Origin of the sequence: Mesorhizobium sp. WSM3860 (assembly GCF_002294995.1) — a bacterium.
Taxonomy (GTDB): Bacteria; Pseudomonadota; Alphaproteobacteria; order Rhizobiales; family Rhizobiaceae; genus Mesorhizobium.
Window position 1 is genome coordinate 49,772 of record NZ_NSGF01000002.1, and the last position, 15,062, is coordinate 64,833.

General features: G+C 63.4%; 13 protein-coding genes. 6 read left to right on the forward strand and 7 right to left on the reverse strand.

Features of this window, described 5'->3' with window-relative positions:
* The first annotated feature begins 152 nt into the window (after window positions 1-152).
* Together CK220_RS04170 and CK220_RS04175 are read left to right on the forward strand one after the other, a co-directional pair.
* Window positions 153-1,340, forward strand: coding sequence for a polysaccharide biosynthesis/export family protein (locus tag CK220_RS04170; protein ID WP_095810342.1), 1,188 nt, complete (start codon window positions 153-155; stop codon window positions 1,338-1,340).
* A gap of 106 nt (window positions 1,341-1,446) precedes the next feature.
* Entirely contained in the window at window positions 1,447-2,541 is a 1,095-nt protein-coding gene (locus tag CK220_RS04175) for an acyltransferase (RefSeq protein WP_095810343.1), read from the forward strand.
* 134 nt (window positions 2,542-2,675) lie between these two features.
* On the opposite strand, the gene CK220_RS04180 is transcribed toward CK220_RS04175, so the two are convergent.
* Complete coding sequence (locus tag CK220_RS04180) at window positions 2,676-3,959, reverse strand: O-antigen ligase (protein WP_095810344.1); 1,284 nt, start codon at window positions 3,957-3,959, stop codon at window positions 2,676-2,678.
* A gap of 281 nt (window positions 3,960-4,240) precedes the next feature.
* On the opposite strand from CK220_RS04180, the gene CK220_RS31780 reads away from it, so the two are divergent.
* From CK220_RS31780 to CK220_RS04195, 4 genes are all read left to right on the forward strand, one after another.
* Window positions 4,241-4,408 (forward strand): hypothetical protein, encoded by a 168-nt coding sequence (locus CK220_RS31780; RefSeq protein WP_176478983.1) that lies wholly within the window; start codon window positions 4,241-4,243, stop codon window positions 4,406-4,408.
* Between the two features lie 268 nt (window positions 4,409-4,676).
* Window positions 4,677-5,297, forward strand: coding sequence for a bifunctional DNA primase/polymerase (locus CK220_RS04185; protein WP_245428968.1), 621 nt, complete (start codon window positions 4,677-4,679; stop codon window positions 5,295-5,297).
* A gap of 11 nt (window positions 5,298-5,308) precedes the next feature.
* A complete protein-coding gene (locus CK220_RS04190) occupies window positions 5,309-7,465 on the forward strand; it encodes a glycosyltransferase (protein WP_095810346.1) in 2,157 nt (718 codons plus the stop codon).
* Entirely contained in the window at window positions 7,462-9,027 is a 1,566-nt protein-coding gene (locus CK220_RS04195; protein WP_095810347.1) for a glycosyltransferase, read from the forward strand. The genes CK220_RS04190 and CK220_RS04195 overlap by 4 nt, the downstream gene beginning before the upstream one ends.
* A 183-nt stretch (window positions 9,028-9,210) precedes the next feature.
* On the opposite strand, the gene CK220_RS04200 is transcribed toward CK220_RS04195, so the two are convergent.
* From CK220_RS04200 to CK220_RS04225, 6 genes are all read right to left on the reverse strand, one after another.
* On the reverse strand, window positions 9,211-9,792 hold the full coding sequence (locus CK220_RS04200; protein ID WP_095810348.1) for a DUF1349 domain-containing protein: 582 nt from the start codon (window positions 9,790-9,792) through the stop codon (window positions 9,211-9,213).
* 12 nt (window positions 9,793-9,804) lie between these two features.
* Window positions 9,805-11,244 carry an aldehyde dehydrogenase family protein gene (locus tag CK220_RS04205; protein ID WP_095810711.1) on the reverse strand — a complete coding sequence of 480 codons (1,440 nt, stop codon included), beginning with the start codon at window positions 11,242-11,244 and terminating at the stop codon, window positions 9,805-9,807.
* Between the two features lie 181 nt (window positions 11,245-11,425).
* Window positions 11,426-11,911 carry a hypothetical protein gene (locus CK220_RS04210; protein WP_095810349.1) on the reverse strand — a complete coding sequence of 162 codons (486 nt, stop codon included), beginning with the start codon at window positions 11,909-11,911 and terminating at the stop codon, window positions 11,426-11,428.
* A gap of 100 nt (window positions 11,912-12,011) precedes the next feature.
* Window positions 12,012-13,079, reverse strand: a complete 1,068-nt coding sequence (ugpC, locus tag CK220_RS04215; RefSeq protein WP_095810350.1) for a sn-glycerol-3-phosphate ABC transporter ATP-binding protein UgpC — start codon at window positions 13,077-13,079, stop codon at window positions 12,012-12,014.
* A 3-nt stretch (window positions 13,080-13,082) separates the two neighbouring features.
* Window positions 13,083-13,931: a carbohydrate ABC transporter permease gene (locus CK220_RS04220; protein ID WP_095810351.1), complete on the reverse strand. Its 849-nt coding sequence runs from the start codon at window positions 13,929-13,931 to the stop codon at window positions 13,083-13,085.
* Window positions 13,931-14,854, reverse strand: coding sequence for a sugar ABC transporter permease (locus CK220_RS04225; RefSeq protein ID WP_095810352.1), 924 nt, complete (start codon window positions 14,852-14,854; stop codon window positions 13,931-13,933). Before CK220_RS04225 ends, CK220_RS04220 begins: the two co-directional genes overlap by 1 nt.
* Between the last annotated feature and the right edge of the window lie 208 nt (window positions 14,855-15,062).

A 15,062-nucleotide genomic window follows, 5' to 3' on the forward strand; every position in this document is an offset into this window, starting at 1 on the left:
CCGGGGCAGGCGTCCGGCAGTAATCTCATCGGGCGGATGGGGCTAACGCGGATCGGAAACGTTCATTGAAAAACCACCCCCTCGGACTCCTTTCCAAGGCGCCCAGCCGGTTTGCGGCCGTGGCGCTTGCCCTGTCTCTAGCGGTTCCCACCATGGCGGCGGCCGGAGACTATCGTCTCGGACCGCAGGACAAGCTCAACATCCGCATCGCCGAGTGGCAGACGGTCGACGGCACGTTCCGCGACTGGTCCTCCATCAACGGCGACTATTCGGTCGGCCCCGCCGGCACGCTCTCGGTGCCGTTCGTCGGCGAGATGCAGGCGGTCGGCAAGACGACCTCGGAGATCGCGGCGGCGATAGGGCTCGCGCTGCAGCGCAAGCTGGCACTGCCCGACAAGCCTGAAGCTTCGGTCGAAATGGCGCAGTTCCGACCATTCTACATTTCGGGCGAAGTGCAGAACCCTGGCCAGTTTCCCTACGTGCCGGACCTTACGGTCCTGAAGGCGGTGAGCATCGCTGGCGGCATCCGGCGCAACGCCGATTACGGCCCTCAGCTCGGCAAGGACCTGGTCACCGCCAAGGGCAGTTTCGATATCTATGACGACCAGCGGCTGCGGCTGATCATAAAGCGTGCCCGCATCGACGCAGACCTTGCCGGCAAGACGAGCTTCGAGGTTCCGAAGGAGGCCGCGGACGACCCGAGAACGCAGGCCATCGTTGCCGACGAAATGCAGATTCTCACGGCCGACCAGAAGGCGCTGAAGCTGAAGCTCGACGCGCTCGATGACCTGAAAGGCGTGCTCGAGGGCGAGATCGAATCGCTGCAGAAGAAGATCGCCAACCAGCAGCAGCAAGTGGATCTGGCGCAGCAGCAGCTCACCAGCATCGGTCCGCTGGCGCAGAAGGGCCTTGTCGCCAATGCGCGACTGCTCGATTCAAAACAGTCGGTGGCGGACCTGCAGGGCAAGATCCTGGATTATGAGACGGCCATCCTCACCGCCAAGCAGTCGATCAGCAAGGCTGATCAGGACGCCATCGATGCCCGCAACACGCTCAACTCCAACCTGGCCGCGAGCCGGCAGCAGGCCGAGGCCGACCTGAACGAAGCGACGCTGAGGACTGCCATGCAGAAGGGCCTGATCGCCGCGGCCTCGGATCCCACAATGGCGGCTGCCATAACTGGCGGCCAGGAGCCGGCCCTGCTGTATTCGCTGGTGCGTGTCGCCGACGGCAAGACCGGCGAGATCGACGCCAAGGAAGACACGCCGGTGCTGCCGGGCGACGTCATCAAGGTGAAGCTGGCGCCGACCGCCGGCGGCCCACCCATGGCCAGCCAGTAGCCACGCGCCCGGGCCGCGCTCAGCGCGGTCCGCGGGAGGAACAAGTCAGGCTCGTTCGCGCCAAGGTGCGGGCGAGCAATCTGTTTGGACCGCTTGAAGGCATAGAATGCAGCCTGTCGCTCCGCGTCACGTCTACCTCAACCTCGACGCCATCCGCGGCGTGGCGGCAATCAGCGTGATGCTCTATCACTTCTCGCCGTTCCTGGCCGACGGCAAGGTGCTGCCGTCGAGCTATCTCGCGGTCGACCTGTTCTTCCTGCTCAGCGGCTTTGTCATCGCCCACGCTTACGACCGCAAGATCGAGAACGGCATGGGCTTCGGCACCTTCCTGGCCATCCGCCTGATACGCCTCTATCCGCTCTACCTCGCCGGCACGTTGCTCGGCTGCTTCTATCTGCTGATCAAGAACAGGCTGATTCCGACGGAATACATGGCCTTGTCCGAGATCGGCACGCAGCTCACGACAGGCATGCTCTTCATTCCGCTGGTCGGCGATGTCTACCACACGATCTTTCCGCTCAATCCGGCTTCGTGGTCGCTGTTCTTCGAGCTGATCATCAACATCGCCTATGCCGCCGTCTTCTTCCTGCTGTCGAGACGTGTGCTGACGACGCTGGTCGTTGTCAGCCTGGTGCTGCTGATCGTCGCCTCGGCGCTTGCCGGCACCCTCGATTTCGGCATGACCGGCAAGACCATCATCAGCGGGCTGCCGCGCGTGTCGTTCTCCTTCTTCCTCGGCGTGCTGCTCTGCCGGTCGATGGTGCGCTACCAGGATGGCCTCGGCTTTCTGCGGCGCGGCTGGTGGGTCGAGGCCGCAATCCTGCTGACGCTGATCGTCTTCGCCATCGCGCCTACGGGTGCTGCCGGGCGCGTCGCCTACGACCTCGCGTCTATCGCCGTCGTCTTCCCGCTCATGGTGGTGACCGGCGCGGTGGCACCGACCGCGCCGCGACTGGCAAGGTTTTATGGCTGGCTGGGGCGGATTTCCTATCCGATCTACATCATCCACACGCCGATGCTGATGATCATCGCCGGAGCCGGCAAGGCGGCGTCGGTCGACCCGTTCGCGCATCATCCCTGGTTCGGCATCGTGATGGCCGCTTCGGTCATCGTCATCGCCGACATCGCCACCCGCATCTATGACGAGCCGGTGCGCCGTTTCCTGCAGCGGCAAATGCAGCGCTCGCGGGCCGTGGCCTAAACTGCGTCGCGATCTTTCAGATTCGCTCGGTGCTCTTTTAGGTTTTTGATTTACGCATGTCTTGACCCGGAAACCGGTTCTCGCTTTCGGGGACATGCTTTAACGCCTCGACGCGACCGAGGCGAAAACCGGGATCAGACCGGGGCCGGCATGTGGCCGCTGGCCGGTTTTTCATCCCGGACAGGAATGGCAACCCGCCGTCGCCGGGCAACGGGCAGCGGGTTCAGCTTGAACAGGCCGTAATAGACGATGAAGGAGGCCATGAAATAAGGGCCGAGGATTTCGACCTCGAAGAAGGAGCGGATCAGCATCAGCCCGACGGCGCCGGCGAGCACCACCGAATCGGCGCTCCAGGCGCCGAACACCACCTTCGAGATATGGCCGTAGAAGGCGCGCAGGATGATCAGCGCCAGCAGGGTGACGCCGACGAAGCCGATCTCGACCAGGGTCTCGATATAGGTGTTGTGGAAGTGGAAGCCGGTGCGGGTCGTGATGTAGAACTCCGCCCACAACCGTTCCGGATCGGCGAACCCTTGCACCCAGTAGGCAGCATAGCCGTACCCGAGCAGCGGGTGCAGCTGCGCCGCCTCCCAGCCCTGCTGCCAAAGATAGGTGCGGCCGGTCAGCGTCGAATCCTTGCCGAAGATGCCGAGCACGACGTCCAGCAGGCCGAGGTTCAGCGCGGCCACCACGCCGGCCACCAACGCACCGCCGCCGACGACGAAGAGCACGCGGCGGTAGCGCCGCGACAGGACCCTGCTCATGGTGAGCAAGACGACGATGCCGAGCACCGCCGGCAGCGAGGCGACGGATGTCGCCGAGTGGGAGATCGCCAGCATGTAGGCCGACATCAGGATGATCGGCGCGGTCCAGAAGAAGCTCAGCCAGTTGCGCCGGTAAAACATCAGGAAGACGAAGGACAAAAAGATGCCGAACGACGAGAAGAAGCCGACCTGGTTCTTGGAGGCGAAGGCACCGACGAAATTGAAGGTGCCGTCCATTATGTCGAGTGCGTAAGCGTTGACTTTCAGTGAGTAGAGCAGGACGAAGAATATCCCGATCAGCGAGCCCAGCACCAGCGTCCGCACGCTGATGGTGCGGGCGGCGATGTAGGCACAGACGATGTGCGAGGAATACTGCACCGCCGCACGCGCGCTGATGCCGGCGGCCTGCGACCAGAACACCGACAGGCAGACATAGGCCGCGAAGAGTATCGGCAGCCAGGCGTTCGAGAGCTTCCAGGTGAAACGCCGGTAGTCGACGAAGAACAGCGGCAGCCAGACCGCGTAATAGGCGAGGATCAGGACCTGACCGAAATTGCTGGAATAGGCAAAGGCAAGAACGGAAACCGCGACGGCGAAGGCTCCATAGGCCTTGTTTGCCTCCGGATCGAGCAGAATGGATTTCGGAATTTTCATGCCGGATTTTTCGTCCGTTCAGCCTTGGAGCAATTCCAGGAAAAGTGTGTGGCGGGTTCCCGTCCGGAATTGCGTAAAACAAAACAGTTAGAGCGGTTCAGCGTCTGCTACCCGGCACAAGCCGATGTTCGGCCCGACCGGCTCATTGTGCACTGCAGCATAGTCTATCCCCCCATCGCCGGTGGCTCAACCGGAAATGTTGTCCCGGGCTAAGAGGCGTCATCACATGCATATTGCACGGCGAAAAGGCCGGAATGGGGCGGGCTGTTGCTCGTTGACGGATGATCCTCTCCGAAATCGATTTCGATTATCGGCTCAAGCAAGAACGCCCCGAGCAAGATGCCCAGGCGTCCGCCGCGTTCTTCCGAGCGGAGGAAGCGTTGGCCTTTATTCTTCGGCGTCGTCGCCGACTTGCCAAGCTTGAAGTGTTGTCATGGCGCCGTCGATGACGATTGGATTGGAGGCGATCTCGACATCACCACCGAGCGCCAAATTGTTCCTGCAGTTCTTCCAGCACCGGATGGAGGTTTAACATTCGAGCGCATTTGTGCCACATCCGCTGGTCGCTCGGTGCTTTATGTCGGGAGTGCGACTAAGATGCGGTTTGCCGCTTGAACCTTGGCTTGACGGCAATGCCGTTGGCTAAGGTAGATAGACGGATTTAGGGGGATCGCGGACAGCTTTGGCATGCATGTAGGGGCACTGACCGACTACGTCGTGAAGCTGTTCGAGCGGGGCTATATCTGTCTGCCGCTTCGTGCCGGCGGCAAGCATCTCGACCTCGCGGCCATGGAGTATGATCCGTTGCATCTGCGGACGTTGCGCAAGGACCTGAAGGAACTGGCGTTCACCTCCATCACCTTCCAACTGGCGCAGAAGCCCCCGGGCCGCAGCGACGTCGCGCGCTGGTTTGGCGACTTTGCCGGCAATGTCGGCATATTGGGCGGATTTGCGAACCTGATGATCCTCGATTTCGATGACGACGCCGGCTACCGTGCCTGGCGGGCCGGTCACAAGGCGATTGCGAACGACACGCCAATAGCAAAATCGCCGAGCGGATTTCATGTCTATCTAAGAACGCAGGAACCGGTGATCTCTTCCAGCCTTCATTTCGGCTTGCGCCGGGTGGGTCACGCGAAGGCGCTGGGCGGTTATGTCGTGGGCTGCCCGTCGGTGCTGAAGGACGGCTCTTCCTACAGCTGGGTCGAAGGCCAGTCGCCATTCGACATCGAACCTCAAGTGGTGGGCAATCTTGACAGTCTTTCGCTGCGCCCGGTGTCGATGCTCAAGCATTGTTATGACCGCCTGCTCAAGCGTGGCTTCTTCGAACAGCAATGAGCGGCTCAGCTATGGCGGCTGACATCACCGTGGTTATCCCGGCAAGAAACGCCGCTACAACGATCGAAGCGGCGCTTGGGAATCTGGCTTCCGACAGAGCGGTTATCCGCGAGATTCTCGTGATCGACGACGGGTCGGACGACCAGACGGCTGCCGTTGCGAGGCAAAGCGCGCAACGTCATGGCTTGCCTCTGGACGTGGTGAGCGTTCGACTGGGCAGAGCGGGGGCCGCGCGCAATGTCGGACTCGAGCGGGCAAGCGGCGCATCCATATTCTTTCTCGATGCCGACGACGAGGTGATGCCCGGCAGCCTGTCGCGGCTGAGCGCCGCGCTGGCAGGCCGGCCTCGCGCCGGCCTTGCCATCGGCGCCAGCATACGGCGCACGACGGGCCGGCCGGACAAGCTCAAGACGCCGCAAGGCTACGGCCCGGACCGGCGAGAGAATGTGCGGCGCTACCTTCGCAACGAAATGTGGCCAATCGCGATGGGAAGCGCGCTGGTCGCCGACTGGGCGACCGCAAACCTCCGCTTTCCGGAAACGATCGGTCTCGACGAGGACACCTGCTACTGGACCGCCGTGCTGGCGCGTGCCGACGCGGTTATCGTGGAGACCCCGGTGCTGCTCTACCACCATGACGAAGAACGTATGGCGCGGCGCTTCATCACGGCACCGCGCAGGACTTTCCTTGCCATAGCGCTGGAACTGAACAGGCTGGCTGCCGCCGGCGTCGAACGGGAAGCGTTGCGGTGGCGAAAGGCCTGGATAGCTCAGCGGATTGCCCGACAGTTGATCAGGCACCGCAAGTTCGCCGATGCTGGCGGCATGATGCGCGCGGTCCGAGCGCATAAGGAGCTGGGGCGCAACTGGAAGGCGCTGCGATATCTGGCCACGATCCGAATCGGGCAGCTGACCACGACCGAGGCTGGGACGTCGCCAATGCCCAATTCAGCGACGTCGCGCCGCACGCTGATCATATGCCACGATCCGCCCTTCCCGCCGACGTCCGGCGCCGATCTCAGGAATTTCGGCAACGCCATGGCAGCAGCCGCGTTCGGCCCGGTCTACCTGGCTTCGCTCCTGCCGCGAAGCAGCGATGTCCAACCTGCCGGGCCGGACATTCGCGTGACTGAGCTCATCAACAAGTCCGAGCCGCGAGCGCCGTCGCTCGCCCGCTGGAGGGCCAAGGGCGAGAGCCGTATACCGCTCCCGGCGCTGGCGCGGCTCAAGGCGCTCGTAAAGGATTTTCGCCCGGATATTATTGTCGTCGAAGGCGTTGCGCTGTTCAGATTTCTCGCTCCTTTGCGGCCGATGGTCCGGCAACTCATTCTGGACATGCACAATGTCGAATCGGACCTCGCCGGGCAGTTGCCGCGCAAGAAGCGTTGGCGGCCGTTTTCCTCAGACCTCAGGGCGCTCGAGAGAAAGGCGGCAGCCATCGTCGACCGGATCTGGGTGTGCTCGCAGCGGGACGGCCATAGGCTGGGGGCGTTTGTCCGGCCTCAAGTCCCCGTCCACATCGTGCCCAACGGCATCCCGCGAGCGGACGAGCTGCCGCGGCTACTGCCGCCGCGGCGAGCCGTCTCGGATGCGTTCCCGCTCATCCTCTACGTTGGCCATCTGGGCTATCAGCCGAACATCGACGCCGCCGGGCGGCTGTGCCGCACCATCTTGCCCCGCATTCGCCAGGCGCTGCCGACCGCGAAGCTCGTTCTTGCTGGCCGTTCGCCAGAGCCGCGCGTTCGCGCCCTGGCAGGACTGGATGGGGTCAGTCTGGTCGAGGACCCGGACGATATCAGACCTCTGTTATCCTCTGCCCATCTCAGCATCGTGCCGCTTGCCATGGGCGGCGGCACGCGCATCAAGATCCTCGAAGCAATGGCCTGGGGGGTCCCCGTCATTGCAACGCCGCTGGCAGCGGAGGGTCTCGACCTGATCGAGGGCGAAGAGGTGCTTCTGTCCGACACCGACGAGGGATTGGCCGACATGGCGGTCAGACTTTGTTCTGACCATCCGCGCATGGCCAGCCTTCGCCTCCGGGCCCACGATGCCGCGTGGTCGCGGTTCGGACCGCAAGCGATCCGCGATGCCGTCGGTCGGGGGCTGGGCCTGGATGGCCAGCCCGTTGACTCCAACTGTGACCGAGTTCAAGCCGTGAGCCGCGGATGATCCCGAAAATCCTGCACCAGACGTGGAAGACCGACATCGTCCCAGCCCGTTTCCGAGGCTATGTCGACAGCTGGAAGCGGCATCATCCGGACTGGACGATGATGTTCTGGAACGATCGGACATTGCTCGAGTTCGTGGCCGCACACTATCCCAGCTTCCTGCCGACCTTTTGCAGCTACGAGTATGGCATCTTGCGCGCCGACGCGGGCCGCTATCTGCTTCTCCACCATTTCGGCGGCGTCTATGCCGATATCGATTGCGAATGCGTGGCGCCGTTCGATCCGCTCCTGGGCGAGGATCGGATCGTGTTCTGCACGGAGCCGGAAGCCCACGCGCGCGTGCAGGCGGACTTTCGCGGATTGCCTTACCTTCTGTTCAACGGCACCATGGCCAGTCCGCCGGGGCACCCATTCTGGCTTCATTTGCTGTCGTTCCTGCCCGGGCTCGTCCGTGCAAAACAGGCGATCGACGCCACCGGGCCTTGCGTGCTCACCTCCGCGCAACTCGGCTATCCTGACCAGACGGCGTTTGCGATCCATCCGGCCGAATTGTACTCGCCTCTCGATTCGTCGGGAAAGCGGGCGGGCAGCGGCGGCATGACGTTGTCGATCCACCACTGGGCGGGCACCTGGTGGACGCCGGAGAAGCCCGCCCGGTTGCGGCACAAGCTGCGCAAGTTGATCTACCAGGCCCGGCACCGCCTAACGCGCGGGACTATTTCCGATGAGCAAGCCGCCCGGCAAAGCGTCAGCCAAGCGGCCATCGCGGCGCCGCCACCATCGGGATCCAACCTCGCCGTGCTGGTGCCGCTGCGCGATGCGGCCCAACACATAGAGCCATTCCTCGCCGCGTTGCGACGGCTCGACTACCCAAAGGACAAGATGAAGCTCGTCCTTTGCGAAGGCGACAGTTCAGATGGCAGCTGGGAGCGGCTGCAAGGTGCCACTGCGGCCCTGGGCAAGGAGTATCGCGAAGTCGTGCTGCTGCGGAAACAACTCGGCACCGAGCTTGACCGCGACAAGCGAGCGAACCGGCACCTGCAGCGCGTGAGGCGCAGCGGCATCGCCAAGGTGCGTAACCATCTGATCGATCATGGGCTGACCGAGGAGGACCACTGGGCGCTGTGGATCGATATCGATGTCTGGCGTTTTCCAGCGGACGTCGTGACCCGGCTGATTGCAAGGCGGCACCGCATCGTCGCGCCGCACTGCGTGAAAGTTCAAGGCGGCGACAGCTTCGACCTCAACAGTTTCGTGACTGTGCGGCACAACAAAGACCATAGCTACTTCCGCCATGTTCACGACGGTCTCTATCAGCCTCCGCGGCACACACATGCAAGGCTGCATATGAGCGACGTCCGCCACCTCGACAGCATCGGCCTGGATGGTGTCGGCGGCACCATGCTCCTGGTCGATGCCGCCTTGCATCGCGGCGGCCTTCGCTTTCCGGAGATCCCCTATCGCGACCTGATCGAGACCGAGGGTTTCGGCGCCCTGGCGAACGATCTCGGCATCAGGCCGATTGGATTGCCGCGGCTGGAGATACAGCACGTCCCCTGGTGAGCGCCCCGTCGTTCCCAGGTTCCCTCCAGAAACGGCCCGGCCGCGGAGGGCAGCCTTCCAGCGTCGCAACGAGGTCCGCCGGATGCTCGGCCGCCGAACGACTGAGATGGCGGTCACCGCGCCCATGCCGCGCTGCGGGCATCGACCAATGAACTGCGCAAGCGTGCAGCGCCCCCGTCACCATCAATCGTGCAACTCTCTCGCGATTGGCGGGCCAACGCTGAAGCCCGAGAACATCACCTCGAAGCCTTCGCGTTGCGGCGAGCAGCACATCATGCCGACGTCGACGCTCCGCGAAACCGGGAAATGCGCCAGCCGCACCGGTTTCCAGCGGTCGTGCGCGGCATCGAGATGCTGAACCCGAATCGCCTCGGCGTGGCGGGTCAGACGGATCCTCACGCCGTCGGGGTCGGTCGGAATGCCGACCAGCGACCAGTCGGAGGTGTCGTTGGTGACGACAACGGAAACATAGGCGAGGCCGTCCGTGTATTCGATCCCGGCCTTGATCCAGTGCGTTTCGCTGAGCCGCAGCATCAGGCCAGCCTGATCATAGAGCGCCTTGTATTCGCCCTTGACGGTGACCTCGGCGCTGAAGTCGCCCGCCACGGGACGATGGAGGAAATGGCCATTGTCGCGTCGGAAGCCGTAGAAGGTCTCGCGCCAGAAATCGGTCTCCTTGCCGGTGCGGACATGCAGCGTCCCGTCGCCGAACACATGGTGCGGCGGCGGGTTGACCCAGGCCATTCCGGCGAAACCAGACGTCATGAAGCCTGCCTGTCAGCCAGCAAACGTGTAAGCCGTCTTCACGGTGGTGTAGAACTCCATGGCGTAGCGGCCCTGCTCGCGCGGGCCGTAGCTCGAGCCCTTGCGGCCGCCGAACGGCACATGGAAGTCGACGCCCGCCGTCGGCAGGTTGACCATCACCATGCCGGCTTCGGAATTGCGCTTGAAATGCGTGGCATGCTTCAGGCTGGTCGTGCAGATGCCGGAGGTCAGGCCGAACGGCGTGTCGTTGGCCACAGTCAGCGCCTCGTCAAAGTCCTTGACGCGGATGACGTTGGCGACCGGGCCGAAGATTTCTTCGCGCGAGATGCGCATGGCGTTGGTGGCGCCGGTAAACAGCGCCGGCCTGAGATAGAAGCCGGGAGTCTCACGCTCCAGCCGCTCGCCGCCGAAGGCGAGCTCGGCGCCTTCCTGGCGGCCGATGGCGATATAGTCCTCATCCTGCTTGAGCTGGGTCTGGTCGACGACCGGCCCGATCTGCGTCTTGGCGTCGAGCGCGTCGCCGATGACCAGCTTGTCCAGGCGCTCCTTCATGGCGTCGACGAAGCGGTCGTGGATGCCCGCGGTGACGATGAGGCGCGAGGACGCCGTGCAACGCTGGCCGGTCGAGAAATAGGCGCCGTTGACGGCACAATCGACGGCGACCGCAAGGTCCGCGTCATCCAGCACGACGAGCGGGTTCTTGCCGCCCATTTCGAGCTGGAACTTGCGCATGTGTTCGACGCTTGCGGCGGCGACACGCTTGCCCGTGCCGACCGAGCCGGTGAAGGAGATGGCGTTGACGTCGGGGCTGTCGAGCATCGCCTGGCCGACGACCGAGCCCTTGCCCATGACGAGGTTGAGCACGCCCTTGGGCAGCCCGGCACGATGCAGGATGTCGACGATGGTCCAGGCGCTTTCGGGCACCAGTTCCGCCGGCTTGAAGACGATGGTGTTGCCGTAGGCCAGCGCCGGCGCAATCTTCCAGGCGGGAATGGCGATCGGGAAGTTCCACGGCGTGATGATGCCGACGACACCGACTCCTTCGCGGGTCATCTCGACGCCGACTCCGGGCCTGACGCTCGGCACCATCTCACCCGACAGCCGCAGCGTCTCGCCGGCGAAGAAGTCGAAGATCTGCGCGGCGCGGATGGTTTCGCCGACGCCTTCGGCCAGGGTCTTGCCTTCTTCGCGGGCGAGAGACCGGCCGATCTCGTCCTTGCGCGCCATAATCTCGTCGGACGTCTTCTTCAGCACGGCATGGCGCGCCAGCGGCCCGGAGCGCGACCAGGCCGGGAAGGCCGCCTTGGCGGCCGCGATTGCCTGTTTCGCTTGCTCAGGACCGGCCGAAGCGTATTCGCCGACCACATCGTTGGTGTTCGACGGGTTGATGTTGCGCGAGCCGGCCTCGCCCAGCCACTCGCCGTCGATCAGGTTCTTGCGGAGCACGGTCATCTTCATTCCTTCGAAATTGGCTCGTTTCTTCGAGATTGGCTGGCATGGCAAAGCGCCGATCATTTGTCAGACAAATGATATAGCCGTCGTCTGCGGAAAGGTCTACCCGAGAGCTTTCGGTAAAGGTAGGCGCACGGCGGTGGAAGTCCACCCGACCACCTGTGATAGGACCTGACGGCCTTCAGACCGAAAACGACCAGAACAGGCAGGCGAGCGTTGCCGCAGCGAAGATGACGAAGAATAGGCTTCTGAGCAGGACGTTGCGGCGAAGCTCATTCATGGTGAGATGCGCGGCGACGATCGCCGGGACGAACAGGAAGCGCCAGTTGAGAAGGGTCCAAGGCACCTCGCGCTGGCCGAGTGCCCATCGGGCGAGAAGCGAACCGACAATGGCGGCGAACAGCACGATCGTCGCCCAGAAGATCGCGTCGGCGGCATGGGTAAGCACAACGCCGGCGGCGCGGATGGGCAGGATCATCATCAACAGCGCGCTGAAGAAATAAATGGCCGCAATGGCAAGGAACGAACCCGCGTCGGCAATGCCGTCGAGACGCTTGACGCCGAAGGCGCCCTGGGGGTAGCCGTGCCTGGCGACCGCGAGCGAAAGCGCCATCAGCAAGGCGCTCAGAACCGTGACCAATGCGAATGTGCCGAGAGCCTTGCTCATGCCGTTCCCTGTCGAGACGAATCAACGGGAGTCTAGCAGAGCGCGGCTGACGAAAACCGCAATTCACCTCTCGGCAGGATCGAAGCGTCAGGGCGCTGACCTACCCTACGCGATTGCCGCTTGCCGGATCGAACAGATGCAGCGCCGCTGGGTCGGCGGCGAGCCGGATCGCGTCGCCCGGTTTGACATTGCTGCGGCCCATGACGAAGACGCAGACCTGCTGGTTGGCCAGCCTGACATAGAATTGCGTCGAGAGGCCGAGCGGCTCGACGACCTCGACCTCACCTTTCAGCGGGCCGTCGTCAGCCAGCCGGATGTGTTCCGGCCGCAGCCCGACGGTCAGCGCATCGCCCTCCTTCAGCGGCAGGCCGTCCGGCAGCCTCAGCTTCTGGCCGTCGGCCAGAACGGCATCGACCTTGCCGCCGTCAGCGACCTTTGCCGGCAAGAAATTCATGCCGGGCGAGCCGATGAACCCGGCGACGAAAGTGTTGACGGGACGATCGTAAAGCTCCAGCGGATGCCCGACCTGCTGCACATAGCCGTCATGCATGACGACGATGCGGTCGGCCATGGTCATCGCCTCGACCTGGTCGTGCGTGACATAGACCGACGTCGTCTTGAGCTGCTGGTGCAACGCCTTGATCTCGGCGCGCATGTGGACGCGCAGCTTGGCGTCGAGGTTCGACAGCGGCTCGTCGAACAGGAAGACTTTCGGATCGCGCACGATGGCGCGGCCCATGGCAACGCGCTGGCGCTGGCCGCCGGAGAGCTGGCGCGGCAGGCGGCCGAGAAAGGTCTCCAGCCCCAGGCGCTTGGCGGCGGCGCCCACCCTGCCGTCGATCGTCGTCTTCTCGGCCTTCTTCAGCATCAGGCTGAAACCCATGTTCGAGGAGACGTCCATATGCGGATAAAGCGCGTAGGATTGAAACACCATGGCGATGTCGCGGTCCTTCGGGGCGACGTCGTTGACCAGGCGCTCCCCAATGCGGATCTGGCCGCCGGTGACCTCCTCCAGGCCTGCAATCATGCGCAGCAGCGTTGACTTGCCGCAGCCGGACGGGCCGACCAGCACAACGAACTCGCCGTCGGCGATCTCGAGATCGACGCCGTGCAGGATGCGCAGCGCGCCATAGTCCTTCTCGACATGGTGCAGCGTGACGGAAGCCATCGATTATCCTTTGACAGCGCCGGCGGTAAGGCCGGTGACGAGATAGCGTTGCAGGAAGGCGAAGAAGATGCAGACCGGGATCAGCGCCAGGATGGAGGCCGCCATCATCTGCCCCCAGTCGACGGCGAACTTGCCGATGAAGGTGAGCAGGCCGACGGCAAAGGTCTTCTGCTCGTCGCTGGAGATCAGCATCAGCGCGAACAGCAATTCGCTCCAAGCGGCAGTGAAGACGAAGCCGAGCGTCGCACCCATGCCGGGCAAGGTGAGCGGCACGATGACCCTGCGCATCGCCTGAGCGCGGGTGCAGCCGTCGATCATCGCCGCCTCCTCGAGATCCTTCGGAATGCCGTCGAAGAAGGATTGCATGAGGAAGGTGGCGAAGGCGGTGTTGAAGGCGGTGTAGATGATGATCAGCCCGGTCAGGCTGTTGGTCAGGCCGAGATCACCCATGATGCGGTAGATGGGCGGGATGACCATGACCAGCGGGAAAGTCTGGGTGAGCAAGAGCAAAATGGCCAAAGTCGCCTTGCCGCGGAATGTAAAGCGCGACATCGCATAGCCGGCAAGCGTGGCGATGACGGTGACCAGTGCCGCCGTCGACACCGAGACGATGACGCTGTTCAGGAAATAGCGCGGGAAGTCGGAAGCCTCCAGCACGGTGTCGAAGTTCTTGAGCGTCGTTTCCGATGGCCAGAAGGTTATGCCTTCGGAGTAGAGCAGCCGCTCCGGCGTCACAGAGATCTTCAGCGTCCAGAAGATCGGGAACAGCGCGAAGATGACATAGGCGGCGATCGCGGCGTAGAGGCCGATGCCGCCGGCGATGCGCGAGGAGGTGGAGCGGCCGGCGATCATCAGACATGCCTCACAAGCGTGCGGCGGACGGCGATCAGGCCAACCGCATAGGCAATGAGCAGCACCAGCAGCAGCACCGCGACTGCGGACGCATAGCCTTTGTCCAGTGACTTGAAGGCGCTGACATAGATGTAGACCGGCACCGTGCTGGTCGAGCCCGCAGGCCCACCCTCGGTCATGACGAAGATCAGGTCGGCGAAGGTCGCGATCCAGATGGTGCGCAGCATGACGGTGATGACGATGGTCGGCGCCAGGAACGGCAGCGTCACCTTGGTGAAGCGCTGCCAGGGCGAGGCGCCGTCGATAGCTGCCGCCTCATGCAGTTCCGATGGGATCGACTTCAACGCCGCAAGCAGCGTGATGGCGAAGAAGGGAATGCCGAACCAGATGTTGGCGACGATCGGCCCCCACATGGCTGTGGCCGGATCGGAAAGCACGTTGGTCGGCTCGGCCTTGAGCCCGAGCGCGAAAAACCAGTGCGGCAGCGGCCCGATGATCGGGTTGAACAGCCAGGCCCAGGTAAGGCCGGAAAGAAAGGACGGCACCGCCCAGGGCAGAAACACCACGGCCTGCACCACCTTGCGGCCATAAAAGGGCTTGTCGAGCAGCAACGCCAGACCAAGCCCGAGGAAGAACTGGAAGAACAGGCTGGCGACCGTCCACCACAGCGTGTTGACCAGCGCCTGGCCGAGCACCGCGTCGGAGAGCATCGCCTGGTACTGGCCGAGCCCGACATATTCCGATTTGAAGGCGGAGAATTTGCGGAAGGAATAGCTGATGCCAATGATCAGCGGCACCAGGAGCACCACGACCAGCAGGACGATAGCCGGCGAAAGATAGAGCCAGGGCTCGATCGCGGCCTTGCTCAGCCGCTTCTTGCGCGGCCGGCCGGTAGATCGGATTTCGGACACTGCGTAGGTCATGGATTTGGCTCTACGGGTGATGGTGAGGCCAGCGTTGGCGACAGCGTCCTTCCCCCCGTCACTATACGGGGAGAAGATGCCGGCAGGCAGATGAGGGGCGGAGCCGACCTTTCAGGACCCGGCGCTGCCCGTCATCCGTCACTTATCTGTGCATGTCGTTGTCCCAAAAACCGCTACGCACTTTTGGGCGACATGCATCGGGTGACAG

Bases quoted from the DNA above. Each gene is read 5' to 3' on its own strand.
- CK220_RS04170 (WP_095810342.1), top strand. From the start codon at position 153: ATGGCGGCGGCCGGAGACTATCGTCTCGGACCGCAGGACAAGCTCAAC.
- CK220_RS04175 (WP_095810343.1), top strand. From the start codon at position 1,447: ATGCAGCCTGTCGCTCCGCGTCACGTCTACCTCAACCTCGACGCCATC.
- CK220_RS04180 (WP_095810344.1), bottom strand. From the start codon at position 3,959: ATGAAAATTCCGAAATCCATTCTGCTCGATCCGGAGGCAAACAAGGCC.
- CK220_RS31780 (WP_176478983.1), top strand. From the start codon at position 4,241: ATGATCCTCTCCGAAATCGATTTCGATTATCGGCTCAAGCAAGAACGC.
- CK220_RS04190 (WP_095810346.1), top strand. From the start codon at position 5,309: ATGGCGGCTGACATCACCGTGGTTATCCCGGCAAGAAACGCCGCTACA.
- CK220_RS04195 (WP_095810347.1), top strand. From the start codon at position 7,462: ATGATCCCGAAAATCCTGCACCAGACGTGGAAGACCGACATCGTCCCA.
- CK220_RS04200 (WP_095810348.1), bottom strand. From the start codon at position 9,792: ATGACGTCTGGTTTCGCCGGAATGGCCTGGGTCAACCCGCCGCCGCAC.
- CK220_RS04205 (WP_095810711.1), bottom strand. From the start codon at position 11,244: ATGACCGTGCTCCGCAAGAACCTGATCGACGGCGAGTGGCTGGGCGAG.
- CK220_RS04210 (WP_095810349.1), bottom strand. From the start codon at position 11,911: ATGAGCAAGGCTCTCGGCACATTCGCATTGGTCACGGTTCTGAGCGCC.
- ugpC (WP_095810350.1), bottom strand. From the start codon at position 13,079: ATGGCTTCCGTCACGCTGCACCATGTCGAGAAGGACTATGGCGCGCTG.
- CK220_RS04220 (WP_095810351.1), bottom strand. From the start codon at position 13,931: ATGATCGCCGGCCGCTCCACCTCCTCGCGCATCGCCGGCGGCATCGGC.
- CK220_RS04225 (WP_095810352.1), bottom strand. From the start codon at position 14,854: ATGACCTACGCAGTGTCCGAAATCCGATCTACCGGCCGGCCGCGCAAG.